This window comes from Streptomyces sp. NPDC001663, from assembly GCF_042893105.1.
Taxonomy (GTDB): Bacteria; Actinomycetota; Actinomycetes; order Streptomycetales; family Streptomycetaceae; genus Streptomyces.
In genome coordinates this window covers 325,947-351,691 of the sequence record NZ_JBIAUR010000011.1, presented here as the reverse complement: position 1 = coordinate 351,691, position 25,745 = coordinate 325,947, and the positions used below count along the sequence as shown (strand labels likewise).

Here is a 25,745-nt window from a genome sequence, read left to right as displayed (position 1 = left end):
CGCGCAGCCGTTCAGCCGATGTTGACGGAGTACGACCTGGTGTCCAGACGCCCTGTGCCCTTGAAGACCTCGGTGCCGGACTCGATGCCGGAGACGTATTTGTCGTTTCCGAGGAGCTTGCGCCGTACGAGTGCCTGGGTGAAGTCGTCCAGGTCGAGCGTGGCCCTGGTGGTGTTGGTGCGGCGGACGAAGGAGTAGACGTTCCAGCCGATGTCGCCCTGGTAGATGTCCCACATCGAGCCGCCGAGGCTGACGCTGCCGTACTTGGTGCCGAGGGGGCCCGCGCCGCCCTGGCGGTTGAGCCAGATCATGATCTCGTCGGTGGGCTGGTCCTGCCAGTCCGCGTTGTTCTTGGCGTGCAGCCACAGGTCGTACGAGACGTTCATGGTGCCGGGGTTGGACGGCAGCGAGAAGTCCCAGGTAGTCGTGACCTTCTTGCGGTCGCCGACCTTGATCGGCAGTCCGGTCGTCGCCTTGTCGACCTTCCAGCCCCAGTGCCAGCCGAGGACCGTGCTCGCGTACGACTTCACGTCCGCGTCGGTGCCCTTGCTGTTGTTGGCCCAGGAGTAGTTCGTGCCCCAGGAGACCGTCGAGCCGGACAGGGAGTTGTCCCAGGCGCACTGGCTGCCGATGGCCTTGTCCTGACCCCAGAGGTTGTTGTTGACGTAGTACTTGCCGAGCGTGATCGTGTCGAAGGCCGTGCACTTCTTGTCCGTCTCGCCGGCCTGCGCGACGGTGACACCGGCGGCGGCCGCGAGGGCGACCGCGGAGGCGAGGAGGGTCTTCCTCTTCTTGGACAGGCGCGGTCTGCGGTGTTGCATCGGGGGTCCTTCCGGGGGACGGTTCGGGTACGCCCGGTCAGTGGCCGCCGAGGGCCGGGCAGGTTGCCGCGCTCCCAGAAACGACACGTCGGAAAAGAAAGCTGTCGAAGCGCTTCGACAACCTATGGACACCCAAGCCCGCCAGAGCTAGTGTCGAACCACCCTCACACCCGCCCCTGTACGCAATGCGCACTGTCGAAGCGCTTCACACCGCTTGGAGAGCTGGATGGTCACCCTCGCCGAGGTCGCCCAGCACGCCGGAGTCTCGGCGAGCACGGTGAGCTATGTCCTCAGCGGCAAGCGGTCCATCTCCACGACCACCCGGCTGCGGGTCGAGCAGAGCATCCGCGAGCTGGGCTATCACCCGAACGCGGGCGCCCGGGCCCTGGCCAGCAGCAAGTCGAACATCATCGCGCTGATGGTCCCGCTGCGCACCGACATGTATGTGCCGGTGATGATGGAGATCGCCATCGCGGTCGCCACGACGGCCCGGACGCACGGGTACGACGTGCTGCTGCTGACCGGCGAGGAGGGCCCCGACGCCGTGCGGCGGGTCACCGGCAGCGGGCTCGCCGACGCGATGATCCTGATGGACGTCGAACTCGACGACGAGCGGCTGCCGTTGCTGCGCGGCACCGACCAGCCGTCGGTGCTGATCGGACTGCCCGCCGACACCTCCGGACTGACCTGTGTCGACCTCGACTTCAAGGCGACGGGCGCGCTGTGCGTGGAGCATCTGGCGATGCTCGGCCACCGCGACATCGCTGTCATCGGCGAGGCCCCCGCGGTCTACGAGCGGCACACCGGCTTCGCCGAGCGCACCCTCGACGGACTCCGTTCCCGGGCCCGGGAGTTGGGCATCCGGGTACTGCACCGGCCGTGCGAGGGCGGCTACGACGCGATGGCCGTCACCCTCGCCCGCATCCTCGACGAGCGGCCGGGCACCACCGGGTTCGTCGTGCAGAACGAGTCGGCGGTCGAGCCGCTGCTCGCCCTGCTGCGCCAGCAGGGCCGTGCCGTGCCCGAGGACGTGTCCGTGGTGGGGATCTGCCCGGACCAGGTGGCCGTCCAGGCCTCGGTGCGGCTGACGTCCGTCGCCATCCCCGCGCAGGAGATGGGCCGGCACGCCGTGGAGCGTCTGGTCGCCAAGCTCGACGGTCGCGGCGAGGAGGAAGTCGTGCTGATCGCACCGGAGTTGACGGTACGGGCGAGCACGGGACCGGCGCCCTCCAGCACCTCCTGACCCACCGCCCGAAACACCTGCCGACGCACCTCCTGACCCCACTTCCGGTGCCCCTGTGGGCACCCTCATGTCCTTTCGGGAGCACCCCTCGTGAACCAGCCTGCCGAAAACCAGCCCAGTCACGGCACGGTCAGCCTCGCGCAGTCGTCGCCCACCGTCGGCACCTTCCGCGAGCGCGACGGCGCGCTGGAGTGGAGCGGCCGCCAGGAGACCCTGCGCATCGAGCCGTGGGGTCCGGACGCGGTCCGGGTCCGCGCCCGGCTCGGCGGCCCGATCCTGGAGGGCCTGCCGGGTGCCCTGCTCGACGAGGCGCCGGCCACCGAGAGCAGTGTCAAGATCGTTGACGGGGAAGGGCAGTTGACCGTCGGCGCGCTGACCGTCGAGGTCGACGCCGAGGGCCTGATCCGCTTTCTGCGCACCGACGACTCCACGGAGCTCCTGGCCGAGGACCGCGCCCACTTCTGGTGGCCGGGGTCACGGTTGTACACGGCCGTCGGGAACGGCCACCACCGTCTCGAGCAGCGTTTCGCCGCCTACGACGACGAGAAGCTGTACGGCCTCGGTCAGCACCAGCACGGCCGCTTCGACCAGAAGGGCCTGGTCCTGGACCTGGTGCAGCGCAACGCCGAGGTCGGCATCCCGGTGCTCTCCTCCAGCCGCGGCTACACGCTGCTGTGGAACAACCCGGCGATCGGCCGTGTGGAGCTGGCCGGCAACGGCACGCGCTGGGTCGCCGACTCGGCCCGGCAGATCGACTACTGGATCACCGCGGGCACCCCGGCCGACGGGCAGCGCCGCTACAGCGCGGTGACGGGCCGCACGCCGATGCTGCCGGAGTGGGCGGCCGGCTTCTGGCAGTGCAAGCTGCGCTACCGCACGCAGGACGAACTCATGGCCGTGGCAAGGGAGTACAAGCGCCGGGGCCTGCCGATCTCGGCGATCGTGTGCGACTTCTTCCACTGGACGCATCTCGGCGAGTGGAAGTTCGACCCGGCCGAGTGGCCGGACCCGGCGGCGATGGTCCGTGAACTGGACGAGCTGGGCATCAAGTTGGTGGTCAGCGTCTGGCCGTCGGTGTCGCCGCTGAGCGAGAACCACCCGGTGATGGAGCAGCGCGGCTACTTCATCGGGACGCAGTACGGCCCCATGGCGCACGCGGACTGGCCGGACAAGGAGGTCGCGTCGACGGTCCAGGTGGCCTTCTACGACGCGACGAACCCGGACGCCCGTGACTTCGTGTGGTCGAAGGTGCGCGACAACTACCTTGTCCCGTACGGCATCACGGCCTTCTGGCTGGACGCCTGCGAGCCGGAGCTGAAGCCCGGCTTCCAGGAGAACCTGCGCTACTGGACGGGCCCGGGCCTGGAGGTCGGCAACATCTACCCGGCCGAGAACTCCCGCACCTTCTACGAGGGCCTGCACGCCTCCGGCGAGACCGAGGTGGTGACGCTCAACCGCTCGGCCTGGGCGGGCAGTCAGCGTTACGGCGCCGCCCTGTGGTCCGGCGACATCGGCACCGACTTCCCGACCCTGCGCCGCCAGATCGCGGCAGGCCTCAACACCGCGCTGTCGGGCATCCCTTGGTGGAACACGGACATCGGCGGCTTCCACGGCGGCGACCCGGACTCCCCTGCGTACCAGGAGGTGATGGTCCGCTGGTTCCAGTTCGGCGCGCTGTCCCCGCTGATGCGCCTGCACGGCTTCCGCGACCCGGGCATGCCGCTGGGCCCGGAGATGACCGGCGGCCCGAACGAGGTGTGGTCGTACGGCGAGGAGGCCGGCGCGATCCTGGAGCGGTACCTGCGGCTGCGCGAGCGCCTGAAGCCGTACGTCCTGGACGTCATGCGGGAGGCGCACGAGGAGGGCCTGCCGCCCATGCGGCCGCTGTTCCTGGAGTTCCCGGAGGACCCGGCGACGTGGTCGGTCGACGACGCCTACCTCTTCGGCCGGGACCTGCTGGTCGCGCCGGTTCTCGAGGCGGGTGCGACGACCTGGACGACGTATCTCCCGGCGGGCGCGACCTGGACGGACGCGTGGACCGGGGAGGAGTACGAGGGCGGTGCGACCGTGACGGTCGACGCCCCGCTGGACCGCATCCCGCTGTTCCTGCGGGACGGGGCGCGGTTGCCTGTAGGGGAGTGACCGGGCCGGAGAGTGCGGCCGGTCCCGCCACGAGACGGACCGGCCGCACTCTCGTAACTCCCTTATGAAATAGGTCAGTTACGGCAGACCGAGATCAGGGAGCGGACCAGCGCGCCGGTGTGGAGCAGGTCCGGGTGTTTCTCGTGGTGGACCTCCACGACGGCAAGGGCGAGTTCTGGGCGGCAAGCCGGGGTCGTGCGCTGCGGGGTGGTGTCGGCCAGGGACTGGACCAGGTCCGTGTTGATGCGGTTGATGGTCTGGCGGACGACGTTCAGGTCGGGCCTGGTGGTCGGGGCCTGGTCCGGGTGGGCGGTCCACTCGGCGTAGAGGCCGCGCTGGACGACCTTGTTGGCCTCGATCTGGTCGCGGAAGATCCGGCGGACCTCGTCGGGGTCGGCGCCGATCTGCCGGGCCTGTGCGGCGACGTTGTCGAGGACCTGCTGTTCGCGAGCCGGGTCGTCGATGGGGCTGTCGGTGCCCCACTTGGCGGCGGCCACGAGATCGGCGGTGGCGAGGCGCTCGGCGGCGAGCGAGGCGACCGGCCGCAGCGGGGATACGGGAGTCGGCGAGGCGGGGGCCGCCGCCGCGGTGCCCGGTATGGCGAGCACCGCGGCGGCGGCGAGCACGGTGGTGCGGAGGGGGGTGAGGTTATGCATGGGTCCATGAAACCCCACCCCGACTGCTCAACTGCTGCTGACGCTCTCGCTGTTGACGGCGAAGTCCAGGCCGCCGGACGAGGACGTGATCTCGAAGCCGAACTGCAGGTCCCCGATGGTCACGTTGCCGAACCAGCCCTTGGTGTCCTTGATCCACTTCAGGATCGGCAGGACGTTGACCGTGCCGGACGTCGAGTTGGAGGTGCGGACGAACGAGAACACGTCGTTGGAGCCGTTGTTGCCCTTGTAGACGGTCCAGGTGTGACCGCCCAGCGTGACGTTGCCCTGCGAGGTGCCGAGCGGGCCGACGGCTCCGGTCTTGTTGACCCAGAGCATGATCTCGTACTTGTAGCCGGTGTCCCAGATGTCGTACGACGTGTTGTACGCGCCGGACGACGGGACCGTGACGTTGTAGCTGCTGGAGAGCGAACCGAGCGAGGTGATCGACTTGTTGATCACCTTCTTGGCGTTGGGGTAGGACTTGATGCCGCCGGTGTTGGGGTGGTTGGCCCAGACACCCCAGTTGGTGCCGGAGTTGGCCCAGATGCACTGGCTGCCGGCGCCGGAGCCCCAGATGTTGTTGTAGAGCGTGTAGCCGTTCAGGGTCGTGTTGCCGTACTGCTCGCAGGAGTTCCAGACGGCGGCCGACGCGGGGGCGGAGGCGAGGCCGACGGTGGCGCCTATCGCCATCGCCGGGGCCAGCACGGCCATGGTGACCTTGCGCAGAGTGCTCTTTGCCATGGTGTCCCTTCCATGGGTGGGGGGAGTTGCGGGGGTGGTTACCACGCCCCCAGGGCGAGGACGTGGTCTTCTCCGGCGACCAGGTCGAGCGGTCGGGTGCCGGAGGAAGTCCTGAGTTCGACGCGGTGGCTGCGGGTGGGGCGCAGCACCGCGGTCGCTGCTTGCGGGCTCCAGGCCAGGTCGAGCTCCGCCCCGAACCGGGTGCGGATGCCGAGGAGTCGGCCCTTCGGGTACGCCGTCGGGAGCGCGGGCAGCAGGACCAGGCGGTCCGGGGTCGACTGCACGAGCATCTCGATCAGCACGGCGGGGAGGGTGTGCGCGGCGTCGGCGTTGTAGACGTCGCGGTTCGGGTAGTGCGCGCTCATCAGGGAGTTGTGGAAGAAGTCGCCCTTGAGGACCTGCCCGAGGGCGTGCGCGACCCGTTCGCCGTCGCGCAGCCGGGCGGCGACCAGGGCGTGGTGCAGATGGCCGTGGGCCGAGTCGTTCTCGGCGCCGCGGAGTTCGAGGGCGCGGTGGGCGGCCGCCGCGAGGTCCGGGGTGTCGTACGGATTGATCTCGTCGAGCGGCCAGACGCCGTAGAGGTGGCTGAGGTGACGGTGGTCGTAGGTGTCGTCGAGTCCGGGCCGGGCCCATTCGGCGAGCGCGCCGTCGGCGTTGATCCGGTGCGGGGGCAGCCGGTCGGCGAGGGCGCGCCAGCGGTCCGCGTCGGGTCCCGGGTGGTAGTCGGCGGCGGTCAGCAGGGCGTGTCGGGCGGCCGAGAGGTCCATGGCCGCGTTGATCGCTCCCCAACTGGCATTGGCGGGGCGGTTCTCGGGCGAGTAGGACGGGACGACGACCAGTCGGCCGTCCTCGTCGGTCCGGGTGAGGAAGTCCTCGTAGAACAGGGCGACTTGGGCGAGCGCGTGGGCGGTGCGCGGGTCGCGGTTGCCGTCGGTCTCGTCGTGGTCGACGAGGGGCTTGAGCAGCCAGTCGGCGCCCGCTGTCCACAGGTGTAGCGGGTATTCGCGGCTGAAGTGGTACGTCAGCCCGGAGTCGCCGTCGGTGTGGGCGGGGGCGACGACGCCGCGGGCGCCGAAGACCGCGTGGGCGTTCTCGGCCCAGTCCGAAAGCTGACGCTGGATCAGGGCGGCGTGGGCTGCCGTGACTTCGGGGAGGGCGGCGGCCGCCGCGGAGGCGGTCTGGAGGTTGAGGTTGGCGTCGTTGGTGAACGCCCCCGACCATGCCGTGTTCCAGTCGCCGGTCCACAGGCCGACGAGGCGGGGCGGAAAGAGGCCGCTCGCGGACAGCAAGTGGTAGCGGCCGGCGGCGAAGAGGCGTTCCAGGAGGGCGGGGCTGCCGCGGCGCGCGAGCAACTCCGAGCCGGACAGGGCGCGTTCGGCGGGGTCGGCGGCCAGATCGAGGGTGACGCGCTCGTAGGCGGTGCGGTGAAGGGCGGTGTGGCGGTCCAGGAGGCGGTCGTACGACTCCTCGCTGCCGGTGGCCAGTTCGCGCAGGGCCTGGGTGTGGGGGGTCGTGTCCAGCTCGCCGGTGTGGCGTACGACGCGGGTCAGGAGGAGGACGGATTCGGCGCCGGTGACATGTGCGCCCGGTGGGACGAGCGCGGTACGGCCGCCCGTCGGCACGACCAGGGTGATGCCGGTGTAGCGGCGGTCGCTGTCGGGGTGGCGGACGCGGAGGGTGAGAAGGGCTCCGTCGCCGGCGCGGACGATGCTCTGGCCGACGACCAGCGTGTCGGGCGCGCCCGGGAGCCGGTGGTCCAGGCCGATGACGAGATCCGCCGCCTCGACCCGCTGGACGACGACGTCGTCCGCGCGCGAGACGAAGACCCGGCTGCTCCACCCTTCGCACTGCGCCTGCGTGACGCCGGTGGTGAAGTCGACGGACCGGCGGTAGCCGCGGCTGTCGGCGCGCGGACGGCGCAGCCGCACCTGAAAGGCGGGATGGAAGGGCTGCACCCATTGCAGGTCACGCCCGTCGGTGAAGCTCTCGGCCGCGTGCAGGTCGCCCGCGAGCAACCGGTCCTGGAGCGCGGGGAGTTCGGTGGCGAGCTGGGGCGGGCGGGCCTTCTCGCCGCCGTTGGGGCGGACGAGAGTGTGGTGCGTGACGACGACCCGTTCGTCGTTCGGATCGCCGAACACAAGGGCGCCGTGGTGGCCGTTGCCACTCAGGAAGCCGTCCTCCCAGCGGGCGGCGGGGAGGGGTTCCCAGGTTCCGTGGACGATGTTCATGGCGTGCATGGCGTTCATGGGCGCAACACCATCACGCCGTACCGGCCGAGCGTGAACTCGCCCTCGTACGTCACCCCCGTCAGCAGGTCGTGGTGAGTTCCCGGTACCTCGACGGTCACCGACTCGCGCCCGTGGTTGAGGACGAAGAGCAGGTCGCCGCGGCGCACCGCCTCGACCCGGTCGGGCAGTCCGGCGAGGACGGGGCGGACGCCGGCGTCGTCCGCGACCCGGGCCAGGAGCGTGCGCAGCGCATGCTGCTCGGGGAGCGTGGAGACGTACCAGGCACGGCCCTTGCGCAGGACGGCGGGCAGTTCGTCGAGTTCGCCGCCCTTGTACGCGGCCTCGACCGACGCGTCCCCGTCCGTCTCGATCTCCTCCGACCACAGCGTCCCGTGGAAGCCGTCGGTCTCGACCCGCTCGTCCGCATCCAGCGGCCACCACTCGTGCAGCGTGCGGATGCCGAGCAGTTCGCGCAGCCGGGGGTCCATGCCGCCGGGGCGCACCCGATCGGCCTCGTCGGCGATGCCGGTCAGGAAGCCGCAGACCAGAGTGCCGCCGCCGTGGACGTACGCGAGGAGGTTGTCGATCGCCGGGTCCGTGAGGGCGTACAGCTGGGGGACGACGACCAGCTTGTAGGCGGTCAGGTCGTGTTCGGGGTGGGCGAAGTCCGTGGTGAGGTTGGCCTGCCAGAGGGCGCGGTGCCAGGCGGTCAGGACCTGCGGGTAGTCGACCCGGGTGGAGAGCCGCCCCTCGTGGGCGCCGGCCCACCAGGAGTGCCAGTCGTGGAGGATCGCGATGTCGTTGTCGGTGTGACTGCCCGTCACCGCGCCGCCGATCCGGGCGAGTTCGGCGCCGAGCTGCTTGACCTCCTGGTACGTGCGCCCCTCCTCCCCCGCATGGCTGACCATCCCGGAGTGGAACTTCTCCGCGCCCTGCCGGGACTGCCGCCACTGGAAGTAGCAGACGGCGTCGGCGCCTCGCGCGACGGCCTGGAGGGACCAGAGGCGGTTGAGGCCGCGGGGCTTGGGGTGGTTGACCCCGCGCCAGTTGACGGGTCCCGCCGCCTGCTCCATCAGCATCCAGGGGCCGCGGGCCTGCGAACGGGTCATGTCCTGGACGAGGGCGCCGCCCTGGGCGCCGAGCGGATCCCGCGGATCGGGATACAGGTCGACGGAGACGACGTCCTCCTCCTCCACCCACCGCCAGGCGTCCTGGCCGGCCCACAGAGGCATGAAGTTGGTGGTCACCGGGAGATGCGGGGTGTGCCTGCGGACGATGTCACGCTCGGCGACGTAGCACTCCAGGAGCATGTCGGAGGTGAACCGCTTGAAGTCCAGCACCTGCCCCGGGTTCTTCAGATAGTGGGCGTGGCGCGGCGGCAGCACCTCCTCCCATTCGCCGTAACCCTGGCTCCAGAAGGCCGTTCCCCAGGCGGAGTTGAGGGCGTCGAGGGTGCCGTACTTCGACTGCAGCCAGCGGCGGAAGCGAGTGGCGGCCTCGTCGCCCCAGTCGTAGGTGCAGTACTCGTTGTTGATGTGCCACATGGTGAGGGCGGGGTGGCCGCCGTAACGGGCGGCGAGGTCCTCGGTGATGGCGGCCGCGTAGTGCCGGTAGACGGCGCTGGAGTGCGAGAAGTGCTGCCGGCCGCCCCACCACTCGATGCGGCCGTCCTCGTCGCGGGGCAGGGTCTCGGGGTGCAGCCGGCCCAGCCACGGCGGGGGCGAGGAGGTCGGGGTGGCGAGGACGACGCCGATGCCGTTGTCGTGCATCAGGTCCATCAGCGCGTCGAGCCAGCCGAACTCCCGCTCTCCCGGCCGGGGTTCGAGCTTGGCCCAGGAGAAGACGCCGAGGGTGACGGAGTTGACGCCGGCGTCCTTCATCAACCGGACGTCCTCGTGCCAGGTCTCCTCGGGCCACTGCTCCGGGTTGTAGTCGCCGCCGAAGAGGATGCGGCCGCGGGTGGCGCCGGCGAGCCCCGGCCGTTTGCCCATGCTCATCGGACGAGCTCCCCGTACTGGATGCCGCGCCCGTTGGTGGCGAGGACCCGGCCCGGGTCCCGGTCGTCCCGCCGGTAGGCGCCGCCGATGTCGGTACGGGCGTAGGCGAGCCCGCGCACGGAGGGGTGGAAGAGCACACCGGTTCGGGACGCGTGCATGACTCATACCTCGTTCTACGAAAGGGGGAGTTCTACGAGAGAGGGGACCGGCAAGGCTTTTTAGGGGCGCAGGCGAACCGGTCAGCCCTTGATCGCGCCGGTGAGCATGCCCTTCCTGAAATGCCGCTGCACGAATGGCGACAACACAGCCACCGGCAGCAAAGCCATCACCATCACAGCCATCTGCACCGCAAGTCCCGACAACTGACCGGTCCGGATCGCCTGCCCCAACCCCACCGGCGCCTGCTGCTTCTGCACCAGTTGGATCATGACGTTCTGCAACGGCATCATGTCCTGGTCGTTCAAATACAGCGAGGCGTTGAACCAGGCGCTCCAGTACCCGACGGCGTAGAACAGCGTGATGACCGCCAGCACCGCCCGCGACAACGGCATCACGATCTGCCACAGAATCCGGAAGTCCCCGGCCCCGTCGATCCGCGCGCTGTCGATGAGTTCCTGCGAGATCCCCATGAAGAAGCCGCGCAGCACAAGGATGTTGAACACGCTGATCGCACTCGGCAGGATCAGCGCCAGATAGGTGTCCGTCAGCCCAAGGGACTGCACGAGCAGATACGTCGGAATCAGACCGGCGCTGAAGAACATGGTGGCCAGCAGGATCATCAGGATCCACCGATGCCCCAGCGAGCCGGTCCGCGAGAGCCCGTACGCGCACAGGACGGACACCGTCATCGAGAACAACGTGCCGACCAGCGTGATCAGCACGCTGATGACCGCGGCCCGGGTGACCTGGCCTCCGCTGAGCAGTTCCTTGTACGCGACGAGGGTGATCCCCTTGGGCACCATCACCAGCCCGCCGGCCTCGTCGATGGTCTTGCGGGAGGAGAGGCTGGTGACCACGACGATCCACAGCGGGAAGAGGACCCCCAGGCAGGCGAGGGTGAGGACGAGCCCCTTGCTCGCCAGGCCGACCTTGCTGGGCTCCTCCTCCCACACCGGGCGGGGCGGGGAGGCCCACCGGCCCCGCTCGGCCGCGGGCTCACGCACGGGCTTGTCGATGACGGCGGTCACTTCTTGTACACCCCCTGCTCGCCCATGAGATGGGCCACCTTGTTCGCGGCGAGCACCAGTCCGATGCTGACGACGCCCTTGACGAGGCCTGCGGCGGCCGCGTAGCCGAAGTCCTGGTTGCGGACGCCGTTCCACCACACGAAGGTGTCGAGGATCTCCCCCGCTCCCGGCCCGACGGCGTCGCGCTGGAGCAGGATCTGCTCGAAGCCGACGGTCAGCGCATCGCCCACGCGCAGCACCAGCAGCAGCGCGATCACCGGTCGCAGGGCCGGCAGGGTGACGTGCCACATCCGCCGCCAGCGCCCCGCGCCGTCCATCGCGGCGGCCTCGTACAGGTCCGGCGGGACGGAGGCCAGCGCGGCGAGGAAGACGATGATCCCCCAGCCGGCGTCCTTCCACACGCTCTGCGCGGTGACGAGGAACTTGAAGGTCGACGGGTCGGTCATGATGTCCAGCCCGTCGAAGCCGTGTTGCCTCAGCAGCTGCGACAACAGCCCGGCGCCGCCGAAGAGTTGCTGGAAGACGGCGATGACCAGCACCCAGGAGAAGAAGTGCGGCAGGTAGAGGATCGCCTGGGAGAACGCCCGGACCCGGGGCCTGACCACGCTGTTGATGAGCAGCGCGAGCAGGATCGGGATCGGGAAGTACAGGACCAGCTGGAGGAAGAACAGCACCAGCGTGTTCTGGACGGCGTTCCAGAAGGCCGAGTCGGCGAAGATCTGCTGGAAGTTCTCCAGACCCACCCAGGGGCTGTGCAGGATCGAGACGACGCCGTTGTCACTGATGTAGGGGTCGTAGTCCTGGAAGGCGACGACGTTGCCGAGGATGGGCAGGTAGTTGAAGACCAGGACCAGCACGATGGCCGGCACCGTCATCAGGATCAGGACGCGGTCGCGTCTGAACCTGAGCCGGAAGCCCAGCTTGCCCGACGCCTTCTTCTCCCGGGAAGCGGTGGCGTCGCCGGACGCCACCGGGGTCTTCACCGGCGTACTGGCCTCGGCACTGCTCCGAGGCACCGTGCTGTGGGACACGGCGGATCTCCTTGCCTCGGTGCCGGGTCAGCTCGCCGCCGAGCCGTTGTCGTCGAGGAGCTTCTTGTACCAGTCGCGCAGCTTGTCGCCGCCCTTGCTCTTCCAGTCGGAGATGAACTGCTGCATGTCGCTGATCTTCTTGTGGCCGCGGACGATGTCGTCCTCCAACTGCTCCATGTCATTGGTGAGGTTGGTGTAGCGGTTGGGCTCGACGACCTGCAGGCCCCAGAAGGACGACTTCTTGGTGAAGGCGCCCATCCGCTGCTGCCACCCGACCATGCCCTTGGTGTAGTCGGGGAAGTCGGGGTGGGCGATGGTCGAGGCGGGGCTCGCGACCATGACGAAGGCGTTGGCGACCTCGAGGTTGCCCTTGTCGGTCTTGACGGGCACACCGTTCTTGACGGTGTAGTGGGTGCCCTCGACCCCGTAGTTGGTCATCATCCACTCCTTGGTGCCGTACGGCGCCGCGGTGACGTTGGCGACGGCCAGCACGTCGCGGATGACGGACTCGGAGGCCTTCTTGTTGACGAAGGCGAAGATGCCGGCCGGGTTCGCGGCCCACAGGACGGGGCTGCCGCCGTCGTGGCCCCACAGGTCCATGCCCCAGACCTTGAAGTCGGGGTTCTGGGCGGCCTGGATGGCCTGCTGTCCGTACCAGTTGGAGATGTCGTTGTTCCAGATCAGGAACTCGCCGGCGGCGAACTTGGAACTCGGGTCGGTGGCCTGGCTCTTGCCCAGCTTGAAGTCGGGGTGGACGTACCCGGCGGCGAACAGCTTGCGCGTCCACTCCAGTGCCTCGAGGTACTCCGGGGTCTCCATGCGGTGGGTCATCTTGCCGTCGACCACGGTCCAGCTGAGCGCCTTCTCCCCACCGCTGATCACGCCGAAGGTGTTGAACGCGGTCCACTTCATGTCGCCGCAGGCCCACCGCTTGGCCTTGGCGTTGGTGATCTCCTTGGCCAGGGCCATGAACTCGTCGGCGGACTTCGGGACTTCGTAGCCCTGCTTGTCGAAGACGTCCTGGCGGTAGAGGGGCACGATGTTCTGGACGTACGAGGCGGGCATCGGCAGGCCCATCAGCTTGCCGCCGAAGATGGAGCGCTGCCAGGCGTCACTGGGGATCGCCGCCAGGTTCGGGTACTCCTTGACCTTGTCGCCGGACAGATACGGGCCGAGGTCGGCGAACTTGCCGATGATGGCGCTGGGTATCTTGGCGGTCATGTTCCAGCCCGGGATGACCACCGCGTCCGGGATCTCGCTGGAGGCCAGGACTGCGCCCAGCTTCTGGTCGTAGGTGTTGCCGTCCTGGTTCTGCCACTTGACGTCGACGCCGATCATGGCGTTCGCCGCCGTGTAGTAGGCGCAGTTCCCCTTCGGCGGCGAGCCCCAGAACGGCGACATGATGGTGACCTCGCCGCCCTTGCCGAGCTTCTTGGGCACCGAGGTCTTGAGGCTGTCGACGTCGAGCTTGCTGGTGAAGCCCATGGACGAGCCGTTCTTGGACGGGATGTCCGGCGTTACCACGTTGCTGGCCACGTAGGCCGGGAGGATCTTCTTCGCGTTCTTGCCCGACGTGGTGCCCCCGCCCGACCCGCTGTCCGATCCCCCGCAGGCGGCGAGCAGTGGCATCCCCCCGGCCACCGCTGCGGTGGCGACCGCAGTCGAGGCGAGGAAGCTTCTCCGGCTCGGTCCGGAGGAGGCGGAAGCGGCGTTCGGCGTCATTGCGTCAACCCTTCATGGCGCACCAGGACACCCGGCGGTGGCCGTCGGCTGCGGTGTCTCGAGTGGAACTGGCTGAGCTGAAGCGGTTCTGCGACCACGGGAGGCGGATTCGCTAGTCGAAGCGCTTCGATGTTGCTGTGAGGTTAAGTGAACCCCTGGGGGTGCACAAGGGTCGATTCCAAGATTCCTGTGGGCTCTCACATACGACCTGTCCTTATGTGTCGCATGAAGTAACGGTGTCCGTCTCTTGACACCCACCCATCCGTCGAATGAGCATCGAAGCGCTTCGAAAGTGCTTCGCCGCTCCATCGCAAGGGGACCCCCACGTGACCGCACAGACGCCGCCCACGCCGCCGTTCCGCGATCCGCAACTGCCGTTCGCGAAGCGCATCGACGACCTGCTTCAGCGGCTGACGCTCGACGAGAAGATCTCCTTCCTGCACCAGTTCGCACCCGCCGTCGAGCGCCTCGGCATCGACGCCTTCCGCACCGGGCAGGAGGCGCTGCACGGTGTGGCATGGATGGGCCCGGCGACGGTGTTCCCGCAGGCGGTGGGCCTCGGCGCGACCTGGAACACCGATCTCGTACGACGGGTGGGCGAGGCGGTGTCCAAGGAGACCCGCGCGATGCGGTCCGGCGACGACCGCGTCGGCCTCAACGTCTGGTCCCCCACGGTGAACCTGCTGCGCCACCCCCTGTGGGGCCGTAACGAGGAGGGCTACTCGGAGGACCCGAAGCTGACCTCGGCCATCGCCACCGCTTACACCCGCGGCCTGCGCGGCGACCACCCGACGTACTGGCGCACGGCACCCGTCCTGAAGCACTGGCTCGCCCACAACAACGAGACGGACAGGGCGACTTCGTCGAGCTCGGTCCGTCCGCGGGTCCTGCACGAGTACGACCTGCGTGCCTTCCGCGAGACGGTCGAGGCGGGCGCGGTGGCGGGGGTGATGCCGGCGTACAACCTGGTCAACGGCCGCCCCAACCACGTCTCGCCGTATCTGCGCGACCATCTGCGTGCCTGGACCGTGGAGGACCTGCTGGTCTGCTCGGACGCGGGCGCGCCCTCCAACCTGGTCGACTTCGAGCACTACTTCGACACCCACGAGGAGGCGACGGCGGCCGCGCTCGTCGCCGGCGTCGACAGCTTCACCGATCATGGGTCGGACAGTTCGCAGATCGTCGGGCGCGTCAAGAAGGCGTACCAACAAGGGCTGTTGAGCGAGTCGGACGTCGACGCGGCGGTCCGCCGCCAGCTCTCCGTCCGCTTCCGGCTCGGCGAGTTCGACCCGGAGTACGACCCGCACGCCGGCACCAAGGACTTCGACACCCCGGCCCACCGCGCCCTCGCCCAGGAGGCGGCGGAGCAGGCGGTCGTGCTCCTGAAGAACGAAGGCCTGCTGCCACTGGCCCCCGACACCCGTGTCGCCGTGGTCGGTCTGCTCGCCGACGAGTCCAAACTCGACTGGTACAGCGGCACCCTCATCCACCGCTCGACCCCGCTGGAGGGCCTGTACGAGCGGTTCGGCGCCGAGCGCGTGGAGTTCGCGGAGGGGGTGGACCGGGTGCTCCTCAAGACCCGCGCAGGCACGTTCCTCCAGGTGCCGGCCGCCGAGGATGCCGACGACGAGGTGCGCGGCGCCGAGGGTGCCCTGGACCCCGCCCTGCTCGCGGGCCGCACGGACCTGCCCCCGCTCACCGCGGGCGACACCGGCACCGAGCTTGCGCTGATCGACTGGGGCGAGGGCGTGCTGACCCTGCGCGCCCCCGACGGCCGCTATCTGTCGGTGGCCGACGACGGCTACGTACGCGCCTCCGCCGACCAGCCGGGAGGCTGGGTCGTCCAGGAGACGTTCCGCCTGGAACCCCATGAAAACGGCCACCTCCTCAGGCACATCGGTACGGGTCGCCACGTCTCTGTCGCCGCCGACGGAGTAAAGGTTGCCGACGGAAATCCGGAAATCTTCGAGCTCATCGTGACCGAACGTGGCGAGGACGCAGTAACGCAGGTCACCGCGCGGGCGGAGGTGGTGCTGGTGGTCGCGGGCAACGACCCGCACATCAACGGCCGCGAGACCGAGGACCGCACGACCCTGCGGCTGCCCGCCCACCAGGAGCGCATCCTGCGCGCCGCCCGCGCCACGAACCCGAACACGGTGCTGGCGCTGGTCTCCGCCTACCCCTACGCCGTCCGGACGGGCGCCCTCCCGACGGTCCTGTGGACCGCGCACGGCGGCCAGGCCGCGGGCACCGCCCTCGCCCGCGTCCTCGCCGGCGACGTCTCCCCCGCGGGCCGCCTCCCGCAGACCTGGTACGAGGACGACTCCGACCTGCCCGATCTCTTCGACTACGACGTGATCGGCGGCCGCCAGACGTACCTGTACTTCGAGGGGACGCCGCTGTTCCCCTTCGGGCACGGCCTGTCGTACGCGTCGTTCACGTACGGCGACCTGTCGGTGCGGGTCGACGACACGGCGGCGCACGTGTCCTTCACGGTCACGAACACCGGCGACGTCACCGCCGACGAGGTCGCCCAGCTCTACACCCGCGCCGTGGAGCCGACGGTGACCCGCCCGCGCCGCGAGCTGCTCGCCCACCGCCGGATCACCCTGGCGCCGGGCGCGAAGGCGGACCTGTCCTTCGAAGTCCCGCTCTCCGCCTTCGAGTTCTGGGACGTGGCAGGAGGCGGTTGGCGCCTGGAGCCCGGTCCCTACGACATCATGGCCGGCGCCTCCAGCGAGGACATCCGTCTGCGTACGACGGTGATCCTGGACGGCGAGCACGGCGCCCCGCGCCCTGTCCTCCGACTCGGCCTGAACGCGGCCGACTTCGACGACCAGAGCGGCGTCGCGATCGTCGACCGTACGAAGGTGTCGGGCGACGCGGTGACGCCGTTGGCGGGCCGCACGGCCGAACTGATCTACCGCGACTGCGACTTCGCGGACGGCGTCACGGAGGTGACCGTCTCCGTGGCGGGCAAGGGGGTCGTGGAGCTGTCCCTGGACGGCGGCGCACTGCTCGCCGTACTGACGCCGGACACGGAGACCTCGGACGACCCGTACACCTACACCACGCTCGGCGCCGGCATCGTCGCCGAGGGCGTGCACGACGTCCACCTCAGACTGCGCGGCCCGCTGCGGCTCGCGCATGTCGGCTTCTCCGGTTGAGGGTCCGGACGAGGCCGACACAAGGAAGGGGCCCGGCACCGGAAGGCATCGGTGCCGGGCCCTTTCTCGGAGCCTATATGAAAATGGTTCCCATTAGCTAGAGGCGCGGGCCTTTTACAGCGCGAGGCCGGTGAGGACGAGCACGCGCTCGTACGTGTAGTCGTCCATCGCGAACTTCACGCCCTCGCGGCCCACACCGGACTGCTTGGCGCCGCCGTACGGCATCTGGTCGGCGCGGTAGGAGGGGACGTCGCCGATGACGACGCCGCCGACCTCGAGGGCGCGGTGGGCGCGGAAGGCGACCTGGAGGTCGTGCGTGAACACACCCGCCTGGAGGCCGTACTTGGAGGAGTTGACGGCGGCGAAGGCCTCCGCCTCCCCATCCACCTTCTGCACGGTGAGGACCGGCCCGAAGACCTCCTCGCAGGAGATGGTGGTGTCGGCCGGTACGTCGGTGAGGACGGTCGGCGCGTAGGAGGCACCGTCGCGGTCACCGCCGGTGAGCAGGTTGGCGCCGGCCTCGACGGCCTCCTTCACCCAGGACTCGACACGCCTCGCGGCGTCCTCGCTGACCAGCGGGCCGACGTCGGTCTTGTCGTCGTTCGGGTCGCCGGTGACCTGGGCCTCGACGGCGGCGACGATGCGCGGCAGCAGCCGGTCGTACACCGACGCGTCCGCGATGACCCGCTGCACGGAGATGCAGGACTGGCCGCCCTGGTAGTTGGAGAAGGTGGCGATGCGGGTGGCGGCCCAGTCGAGGTCGGCGTCGGAGGCGAAGTCGCCGAGGACGACCGCGGCGCCGTTGCCGCCCAGCTCCAGGGTGCAGTGCTTGCGCGGCACCGAGTCCATGATCGCGTAGCCGACCTTCTCGGAACCCGTGAAGGAGATGACCGGCAGACGCTCGTCCTGGACGAGGGCGGGCATCTTGTCGTTGGCGACCGGGAGGATGCTCCAGGAACCGGCCGGGAGGTCGGTCTCGGCGAGCAGGTCGCCGATGATCAGGCCGGAGAGCGGGGTGGCCGGGGCCGGCTTGAGGATGATCGGCGCACCGGCGGCGATCGCGGGCGCGATCTTGTGGGCGCACAGGTTGAGCGGGAAGTTGAAGGGCGCGATGCCGAGGACGACGCCCTTGGGGAAGCGCCGGGTGAGGGCGAGGCGACCCTGACCGCCGAGGTCGGTGTCGAGCCGCTGGGCCTCGCCGCCGTTGAACCGCCGGGCCTCTTCGGCGGCGAACCGGAAGACGGACACGGCACGGCCGACCTCGCCCCGGGCCCACTTGATGGGCTTGCCGTTCTCGGCGGAGATCAGCTGGGCGATCTCCTCGGTGCGCTCGACGAGCTTCTTGCTGACGTGGTCGAGGGCGGCGGCGCGGACGTGGGCGGGGGTGGCGGCGAACTCGTCACGTACGGCGTACGCGGCGGCCACGGCCTCCTCGACCTGGGCGTCCGTCGGCACGCTCACCCTGCCGACGAGCCGGCCGTCCCACGGGGAGGTGACGTCGAAGGTGTCCTCGCCGGTGACCTGGCGGCCGGCGAGCCAGAAGGCGTGAGTGGAAGTCATCGTGGAGTTCCGGCCCTTCCGCGTTGGGGGTGTACTTGGCTTTCGTGGTCCACGGTAGGGCGGGCGCGCACGATGGACGTTTGTCCGGCTCGTCGCAGTGGACGTCGGCGGTACGCCTCTTTGTCCTACGAGCTACTCCGCCGACGTCGCCTTCAAGGCGAGCCACAGCTCCATCCGTACATCCGGGTCGTCCAGCGACCGCCCCAGAATCTCCTCCACCCGCCGCATCCGGTACCGCAGCGTGTGCCGGTGAACCCCCAGATCCGCAGCCGCCGCATCCCACTGCCCGTGCCGCGACAGCCACGCCCGCAGCGAGGCCACCAGATCCCCCCGCCCGGTCGCGTCGTGCTCGTACAAGGGCCGCAACAACCCGTCGGCAAAAGCCTTCACCGCGTCGTCGGCCAGCAACGGCACCACGGACCCCGCCGCCAACTGCTCGTGCTCCACGCACACCCGCCCCCGCCGCCGAGCCACCGACAACGACTGCTCGGCCTGCTTGTACGCGGCGGCCGCGGCGACGGGCCCCACCGGCGCCGACACCCCGACCACCAGCTCGTCCTCGTCCCCGCCCTCGGCCCGCTCCCGCACCGCGGCCCCCGCCCGCGCCGCCTCCACCGCCGCCGCGTACTCCCCACACGAGCCGACCGCCGCACCCCCGTCCGCGGCCAGCACCACCAGCCGCTGCCCCTCGCCCTCTCCCTCGGGCACGACGAGCACGGCCTCCCCCGCCCGCGCCGCCGCCGACTCCACGATCTCGGCGAGCGCGGCCAGCGGTTCGCCCTGCACATCGGCCGCGGCCAGCGTCGCGGCAGTGGTCCTGGGCACCGTCACGGACGCCTGGGTGTCGACGGCGGCCCGCGCGGCGGAGGCGGAGGCCGACTCGGCGACGATCATCCGGAAGGGGGCGTCCAGCAGACCGCCGTACAGATCGCCGGCGACGGCACGCGCATGGTCCGGCTCCCCCGCGAGCAGCATGCGCAGCACCGCCGCGCCGATCCGCTGCTCGGCCGCCTGGAGGGACCGCGACCGCTCCGTGGTGAGCGTCAGCAGCGCGATGGCCGAATGGACGGCGTACCGCTCCGCCGTACCGAGCGCCGAGGCGGTCCCCACGGCCAGCGCCGCCCGCGGCCGCCGCCCGGTGCCCAACGAGTGCAGCTCGACCCGGTCCTCGTTCTCCGGACCGCCCACCACCGAGGACGCCGGCGCCGGCCGCTCCCGCAGCCGCTCCACGTCCGCCGTGAGCCGCGCGGCCCGCCGGCCCGCCCACTCCGGTGCCGTGGCGACGACGGCGCCCGAGGCGTCGTAGAGCGCCGCCCAGCCGTCGACCTGCGAGGCGAGCGCGGCGAGCAGCCCCTCCGGGCCCTCGGCCAGCGCCTGCTTGGTGAGCTCCCGCTGGGCCGCGAACCCCGCCGTCACCGCCCGGTACTGGTCGGCCGCGATGGCCGCGGACACGGCCTTGCTGATGGCGAGGAAGGGTGTGCGGCGCGGCACCTCCAGCAGCGGCAGGCCCTCGTCCCGCGCGGCGTCGACGAGCGCCTCGGGGATCTCCTCGTAGTTGACGCCGACGGCGAACCCGAGCCCGACCACCCCCGCCCCGACCAGCCGCTTCACATACCGCCGCATCGCATCCGGATCCTCCGCGTCCAGCTTCAGCGCGGTGATCAGCAGCAGCTCCCCGCCCTCCATGTAGGGCACGGGATCGGCGAGCTCGCTGACGTGCGCCCAGCGGACGGGCACGTCCAGGCGGTCCTCGCCCGCCCGCACGGTCAGCTTGAGCGCGGAGTGGTGGACGAGCGAGGCGAGCGTCGGGGGCATGAGGCCTTCAGGTCTTCAGGTCTGCGGGGATCAGGCGAACCTTGTGATCATTTGGCCGCCGCGTATGAACGACCTATGCCGATTCTGCCTCACCGTACGGTCGCCCCGCCCTGTGAAGTACGGACCTAACCCCTCAGATCCACCAGCAGCGGTGGCGCATGTTCACCCTTCACGTTGGTCAGCGACAGCACCGCGTGCCCCGGCGGCACCCCGTGTGCCAGCTCGGACGCCGACCAGCGCTCCCGTTCGACCTGACGGACGGTCACGGCGCGCTGGGTCGGTGCCTTGCCGGTGATCACGCGGCGCAGCACGTGCAGGGCCTTGCCGGCCGGGGTCTCGGCGATGATCTGCCGGTCGGTGACGTCTCGGGCCTCGGTCCACTCCTTGCCCCACACCTCGGCGAAGTCCTGCCCGTCCCAGGGGGTGAGCCCGGACAGTGCCATACGGCATCCGGTGGCACCGAGCAGCGGACCGCGCAAGGGTCGCGGTACGTCGTCGAGGGTCCGCAGGGTCACCACGACCCCGGCGTTCCCCGACCGCAGCCGCTGGATACCGCGCACCGCCTCCGGAGTCACGACGCCCGTCGCGTCGTCCAGCACCAGGCAGGCGAACAGCGACCGGTCCTCCCGTACCGCCACGCTCGCCGTGAACTGCGCGAGCACCAGCCGCGCCAGCATCCGCGACGCGTCCGCGTGTCCGCGCTCGGGCAGGTCGATCCGCACCCGGACCGGGTGGTCGAGGGCCTTGAGCGAGAAGGGTTTCGACTGCCCGGAGGTGTCGAAGAAGCCCGCAAAGGCCGGCCGGTCCAGCAGCGCCACCCGATCCGCGAGCACCGGGGCCACGTCCCCCGGGTGCCCCAACTGCCGCTCCCGCGCGTCCAGTTCACGCAGCAGCGACTCCTGCCCGGAGCCCTGCAACGCCGTACGCAGCGCGTCCAGCGGCCCGGGCGCCCCGTCGAGCAGCTGCCGCAGCTCCGGCACGGAGGGGAAGCGACCGTGAACTGCCCTGAAGGGACCGAGGAGTTGGGCGAGCACCGTCGTCGACCGGCGGCTGTCGCTCCCCGGGTGCGGATCGGCGAGATCCCCGACCAGCGCCTCGGCGAGCACCGCCGCGGCCTCGTCGGGATCGCCCGTCCCGCCGTACAGGTCCAGGTCGTACACCGATTCCGGATTCCCGATCCGTACGACGACGTCGTATGCGTCGACCGGTCCGAGCCCCGCGCCCGCCGCACCGACCACGACCACGGCCGCCCGCCCGGCGAGCGCCTGCAGGCACAGCGACTCGGCGAGCGGCTGCACCACGGTGCCGGTCTTGCCGGAGCCGGCCGGTCCGACGGCGAGCAGCGAGGTGCCGAGCAGATCGGTGCCGAGGCCGAGGCCGGCGCCGCGGTAGGCGTACGGGTTGCGGGGGTCGTCGGCGGTGGTGCCGAGCCGTACCTGACCGGTCAGCAGGTCGTGCCGGGCGATCCGGGCCGGCAGGTCGCGCTCCCCGGAGGGGTGCAGACAGGCGGCGGCACCGTCGCTGAGGACCGCGCCGGTGAACGCGGCGAGGCTGTGCCGGCCGCTGCGCACGCCCTGCCAGGCGCGGACGATCCGGGCGTGGTCCACGTCCCGCATCAGCCCCGCCCGGGCCTCGGTGGCAAGCCGCTCGGCGGCGTCCACGGCTCCGGCGGCCCGCAGTTGGGGCCACTCGGCGGGGTCCTGCTCGGGAACGGGCGGGCGCTCGGCCCGGGGTGCGGTCGCCCGGCGCCAGGCGGGCGGTCCGTAACGGCGCCAGATCTCGCTCCAGCGGCCGAGCCGGCCCACGCCGATCATGATGACCAGGGCGATCAGCACGTAGTAGGCGTAGACGACCACGACCGAGGCGAAGCTGTGCGGCTGGGCCCAGGAGTCGGGGATCATCGCGTAGAGCGGCAGCAGCCACCAGCCGCCGAGGTAGCCGTTCCACAGCAGCGACCAGATCAGCCAGCCGACCAGGAAGGCGATCACCGCGCCGCTGACCAGCTGGCGGGCGGGGATGAGTTCGGGTTCCTCCTCCGGCCGCGGCCGGTGCCCGAACCGCCACACACCGGGCAGCGCGTCCGGGCGTGGCGCCCGAAGCCACGTCAGGAACGCCGACCCGTCCGGCCGCTGCGGCACACCCGGCGCGGTCGTGGGCCTCGGCGGTACCTCCGGCGGACCTGCCGGACGCGGCACAGGGTTCGCATGTGTACCCCGCGCGTCCTGCGTCCCGTCGCTGTCCATCGCCCTCGCTCCCTGACCAGCCGTTCCGTCCACCGTCAGCGGCCAATCTAACGCCCTTGCCAAGGGAGTTCACCGATTGCGGGGCCGAGCGGATCGAACAGCTCCGGACAGGGTCGCGCGTTCGTGCCGAAGACGAAGCGGAAGAGGAACCTTCAGTTGACCGATCACCCTCGCTATGTCCACGACGGACAACCGAAACCCCTGACAACGCCCACATGGAGCATGCCCACCCCCCGCTCCCGGTCCTAGCCTGCGAGAAAAGAAGGCAAGAGTCCGAGAAACACCGTCCGTGAAGCCCGCAACACCCCAGGAGCCCCTCATGAGCGCACTTCCGCAGGAGCGCCGCGTCGTCACCGCCATCCCCGGCCCGAAGTCGCAGGAGCTGCAGGCCCGCCGTACCGCCGCGGTCGCGCAGGGCGTGGGCTCCGTGCTGCCCGTGTTCACCGCACGCGCGGGCGGCGGGATCATCGAGGACGTCGACGGGAACCGGCTCATCGACTTCGGTTCCGGCATCGCCGTGACCTCGGTCGGCGCGTCCGCCGAGGCCGTCGTACGCCGGGCCTCCGCGCAGCTCGCCGACTTCACCCACACCTGTTTCATGGTCACCCCGTACGAGGGCTACGTGGAGGTCGCCGAAGCCCTCGCCGAGCTCACCCCGGGTGACCACGCCAAGAAGTCCGCGCTGTTCAACTCCGGCGCCGAGGCCGTCGAGAACGCCGTCAAGATCGCCCGTGCGTACACCAAGCGCCAGGCCGTCGTCGTCTTCGACCACGGCTACCACGGCCGGACCAACCTCACGATGGCGCTGACGTCGAAGAACATGCCGTACAAGCACGGCTTCGGTCCCTTCGCGCCCGAGGTCTACCGTGTCCCGGTCGCCTACGGCTACCGCTGGCCGACCGGCCCGGAGAACGCCGGTCCCGAGGCCGCCGCGCAGGCCATCGACCAGATCAGCAAGCAGGTCGGCCCGGACAACGTCGCCGCGATCATCATCGAGCCGGTGCTCGGCGAGGGCGGCTTCATCGAGCCCGCCAAGGGCTTCCTGCCGGCGATCCGGAAGTTCGCCGCCGACAACGGCATCGTCTTCGTCGCCGACGAGATCCAGTCCGGCTTCTGCCGCACCGGCCAGTGGTTCGCCTGCGAGGACGAGGGCATCGTCCCCGACCTGATCACCACCGCGAAGGGCATCGCCGGCGGTCTGCCGCTCGCCGCCGTCACCGGGCGCGCCGAGATCATGGACGCCGCGCACGCGGGCGGCCTCGGCGGCACCTACGGCGGCAACCCGGTTGCCTGTGCCGGTGCGCTCGGCTCCATCGAGACCATGAAGGAGCTGGACCTCAACGCCAGGGCGAAGGCGATCGAGGCGGTCATGAAGGCCCGTCTGGGTGCGATGGCCGAGAAGTTCGACATCATCGGCGACGTCCGCGGCCGTGGCGCGATGATCGCCATCGAGCTGGTGAAGGACCGTACGACCAAGGAGCCGAACCCGGAGGCGACCGCCGCGCTGGCCAAGGCCTGCCACCAGGAGGGCCTGCTGGTCCTGACCTGTGGCACCTACGGCAACGTCCTGCGCTTCCTGCCCCCGCTGGTCATCGGCGAGGACCTCCTGAACGAGGGCCTGGACATCATCGAGCAGGCCTTCGCGCGCATCTGAGCCAAACGGAATCCGCAGCTCACCCACGGGATGCGCACCTCACACGTCACACTCGTCCCAGCCCTTGCAGGCACCGCGATTCCGGTGCCGGGGCGGCGGGCGTCAGGCCGTGTGAAGAACGTGTGCGAGGTGGATGGCGGGACGCGATTCCGTCTGTCTTCGGACCATCCCCTGCCGTAGGTTCTACCCAGATGAGAGATACACCCCGCCCACAGGGGACTGTGGGTGATTTCAGGCCGTGGCCTCCCCAGCTACGACCTGGTCGTGCCCTCGCGCACACACCCGGAGCTTCCGGCTCCGGATCTCCTCACCGATCGGACAGTCGCCCGCCCCAAACCCCCCGGGGTGGGCGTCCATCCGATCTGATCGGCCGCCTCGGAACCACCCCCCCTGTTCCGGGGCGGCCGGCCTCCTTCTTCCTTCTTCTCGGGCTCCCCGCCCTTCTCTTCGCGCTCATCACCTGGCAGGTCGTCTCCGGCGGCCTGCTTCTGCGCGTGGACGCACGGGTCAGCCGTGCCCTGGTCCACCCGGACCGCTTCTCCGAACTCCTCGCCGACCTGGGCAGTGTGACGGTCGCGGTGCCGGTGCTCGTCCTCGTCCTGGCATACGTCGCCCGTCGGCGCCGCGCGGCAGGGACGTACCGCTGGTGGCTGCCGCCGCTCGCGGCCGCCGGGCTGATGGCGATGGTTCCGGCCCTGATCGTTCCCCTCAAGGAACTCACCGCCCGCCCCGGCACCCCCGTCATGCCCCCGGGCACCGGCTACTACCCCTCGGGCCACACCGCGACGGCCGCCGTCGCCTACGGCTCGGCGGCCCTGCTCCTGTTCCCCTGGCTCCGCACGGCGTACGCCCGTCGCGCACTGCTCGCCGCCTGCGCTTCGGTGAACCTGGCCGTCGGCTTCGGCCTGGTTCGGCGCGGTTTTCACTGGCCTCTGGACGTCGTGGCCAGTTGGTGTCTGTGCACGCTGCTGATCATGTCTTTGTGGCTGCTCCTGCTCCGCGCCGACCTCACGGGTGGCCGACGCGGGCACGGCGGGGATTCTGCCTAGACCTTTGGCCATCACCGGCCCGTCATGTGTCCTCCTCCCTCGCCAGGCCCGCCGCCGCCTCGTGCATCGCCAGTTCGAGGAGTGCGGGGTCCGTGAGGGTGCCCGAGCCGTCCGGCGGGACCAGCCAGCGCACACCGCCGGTCGAGCGCCCCGGGTACGGCACCACGATCCAGGTGCCGGCTCCTGCCGTACGGATGCCCGTGCCGAGCCAGCGGGCCGCGGTGCCGGGCGGCACGAGGAAGCCCATGCGGGCGTCCCCGAAGTCGACCAGCACCGGGCCGGGGCGGTCGAGGATGCGGGTGAGGACGTCGAGGGTGGGGTAGCCGAGTTCGCCCGGCAGGATGAGTACGTCCCAGGCCTTGCCGGCGGGCAGCAGCGCCACCCCGAGGGGATTGCGCTCCCACTCCCGGCGACAGGCCTCGGGGTCCGGAGCAACGGACGCCAGCCACTCGACCGCCGTTTTCGCCCCAGTCATGAGGAGACCTCCCT

General features: G+C 70.3%; 18 protein-coding genes. 5 read left to right on the top strand and 13 right to left on the bottom strand.

The window, feature by feature from the left end; genetic code table 11:
* Positions 1–11 precede the first annotated feature (11 nt).
* On the bottom strand, positions 12–821 hold the full coding sequence (locus ACFY1L_RS33825; protein WP_388832618.1) for an endo-1,4-beta-glucanase: 810 nt from the start codon (positions 819–821) through the stop codon (positions 12–14).
* 226 nt (positions 822–1,047) lie between these two features.
* Between ACFY1L_RS33825 and ACFY1L_RS33820 the strand changes: the two genes are divergently transcribed.
* The gene (locus ACFY1L_RS33820) at positions 1,048–2,064 is read left to right on the top strand and encodes a LacI family DNA-binding transcriptional regulator (protein WP_388832615.1); all 1,017 of its coding nucleotides are present in this window, start codon (positions 1,048–1,050) and stop codon (positions 2,062–2,064) included.
* A 90-nt stretch (positions 2,065–2,154) separates the two neighbouring features.
* Positions 2,155–4,206, top strand: coding sequence for a TIM-barrel domain-containing protein (locus tag ACFY1L_RS33815; protein WP_388832612.1), 2,052 nt, complete (start codon positions 2,155–2,157; stop codon positions 4,204–4,206).
* 74 nt (positions 4,207–4,280) lie between these two features.
* Here ACFY1L_RS33815 and ACFY1L_RS33810 read toward each other — a convergent pair whose 3' ends face one another.
* From ACFY1L_RS33810 to ACFY1L_RS33775, 8 genes are all read right to left on the bottom strand, one after another.
* Positions 4,281–4,862, bottom strand: coding sequence for a chorismate mutase (locus ACFY1L_RS33810; RefSeq protein ID WP_388832609.1), 582 nt, complete (start codon positions 4,860–4,862; stop codon positions 4,281–4,283).
* 27 nt (positions 4,863–4,889) lie between these two features.
* Complete coding sequence (locus ACFY1L_RS33805; RefSeq protein WP_388832606.1) at positions 4,890–5,603, bottom strand: hypothetical protein; 714 nt, start codon at positions 5,601–5,603, stop codon at positions 4,890–4,892.
* Positions 5,604–5,641: 38 nt separating this feature from the next.
* The gene (locus ACFY1L_RS33800) at positions 5,642–7,831 is read right to left on the bottom strand and encodes a glycoside hydrolase N-terminal domain-containing protein (protein WP_388832762.1); all 2,190 of its coding nucleotides are present in this window, start codon (positions 7,829–7,831) and stop codon (positions 5,642–5,644) included.
* 14 nt (positions 7,832–7,845) lie between these two features.
* Complete coding sequence (locus ACFY1L_RS33795; protein ID WP_388832603.1) at positions 7,846–9,828, bottom strand: beta-galactosidase; 1,983 nt, start codon at positions 9,826–9,828, stop codon at positions 7,846–7,848.
* Complete coding sequence (locus ACFY1L_RS33790) at positions 9,825–9,986, bottom strand: hypothetical protein (RefSeq protein WP_388832771.1); 162 nt, start codon at positions 9,984–9,986, stop codon at positions 9,825–9,827. Before ACFY1L_RS33790 ends, ACFY1L_RS33795 begins: the two co-directional genes overlap by 4 nt.
* A gap of 81 nt (positions 9,987–10,067) precedes the next feature.
* Positions 10,068–11,015: a carbohydrate ABC transporter permease gene (locus tag ACFY1L_RS33785; protein ID WP_388832600.1), complete on the bottom strand. Its 948-nt coding sequence runs from the start codon at positions 11,013–11,015 to the stop codon at positions 10,068–10,070.
* Positions 11,012–12,046 carry an ABC transporter permease gene (locus ACFY1L_RS33780; RefSeq protein WP_388832597.1) on the bottom strand — a complete coding sequence of 345 codons (1,035 nt, stop codon included), beginning with the start codon at positions 12,044–12,046 and terminating at the stop codon, positions 11,012–11,014. Before ACFY1L_RS33780 ends, ACFY1L_RS33785 begins: the two co-directional genes overlap by 4 nt.
* A 27-nt stretch (positions 12,047–12,073) precedes the next feature.
* Entirely contained in the window at positions 12,074–13,768 is a 1,695-nt protein-coding gene (locus ACFY1L_RS33775; RefSeq protein WP_388832594.1) for an extracellular solute-binding protein, read from the bottom strand.
* A 326-nt stretch (positions 13,769–14,094) separates the two neighbouring features.
* Here ACFY1L_RS33775 and ACFY1L_RS33770 point away from each other — a divergent pair, with 326 nt between their 5' ends.
* Entirely contained in the window at positions 14,095–16,935 is a 2,841-nt protein-coding gene (locus ACFY1L_RS33770; protein ID WP_388832591.1) for a glycoside hydrolase family 3 C-terminal domain-containing protein, read from the top strand.
* A gap of 114 nt (positions 16,936–17,049) precedes the next feature.
* On the opposite strand, the gene ACFY1L_RS33765 is transcribed toward ACFY1L_RS33770, so the two are convergent.
* The 3 genes from ACFY1L_RS33765 to ACFY1L_RS33755 all read right to left on the bottom strand — a co-directional run bounded on the left by ACFY1L_RS33765 (position 17,050) and on the right by ACFY1L_RS33755 (position 22,553).
* Complete coding sequence (locus ACFY1L_RS33765; protein ID WP_388832588.1) at positions 17,050–18,495, bottom strand: aldehyde dehydrogenase family protein; 1,446 nt, start codon at positions 18,493–18,495, stop codon at positions 17,050–17,052.
* A gap of 132 nt (positions 18,496–18,627) precedes the next feature.
* Positions 18,628–20,310 (bottom strand): PucR family transcriptional regulator, encoded by a 1,683-nt coding sequence (locus ACFY1L_RS33760; RefSeq protein WP_388832585.1) that lies wholly within the window; start codon positions 20,308–20,310, stop codon positions 18,628–18,630.
* 125 nt (positions 20,311–20,435) lie between these two features.
* Positions 20,436–22,553: an ATP-binding protein gene (locus ACFY1L_RS33755; protein ID WP_388832581.1), complete on the bottom strand. Its 2,118-nt coding sequence runs from the start codon at positions 22,551–22,553 to the stop codon at positions 20,436–20,438.
* A gap of 319 nt (positions 22,554–22,872) precedes the next feature.
* On the opposite strand from ACFY1L_RS33755, the gene gabT reads away from it, so the two are divergent.
* Together gabT and ACFY1L_RS33745 are read left to right on the top strand one after the other, a co-directional pair.
* Positions 22,873–24,207 (top strand): 4-aminobutyrate--2-oxoglutarate transaminase, encoded by a 1,335-nt coding sequence (gabT, locus tag ACFY1L_RS33750; RefSeq protein WP_388832578.1) that lies wholly within the window; start codon positions 22,873–22,875, stop codon positions 24,205–24,207.
* 221 nt (positions 24,208–24,428) lie between these two features.
* Positions 24,429–25,256 (top strand): phosphatase PAP2 family protein, encoded by an 828-nt coding sequence (locus ACFY1L_RS33745; RefSeq protein ID WP_388832575.1) that lies wholly within the window; start codon positions 24,429–24,431, stop codon positions 25,254–25,256.
* 22 nt (positions 25,257–25,278) lie between these two features.
* Here the strand turns inward: ACFY1L_RS33745 and ACFY1L_RS33740 are convergent, their stop codons facing one another.
* On the bottom strand, positions 25,279–25,731 hold the full coding sequence (locus ACFY1L_RS33740) for a hypothetical protein (RefSeq protein WP_388832572.1): 453 nt from the start codon (positions 25,729–25,731) through the stop codon (positions 25,279–25,281).
* Positions 25,732–25,745: the final 14 nt, after the last annotated feature.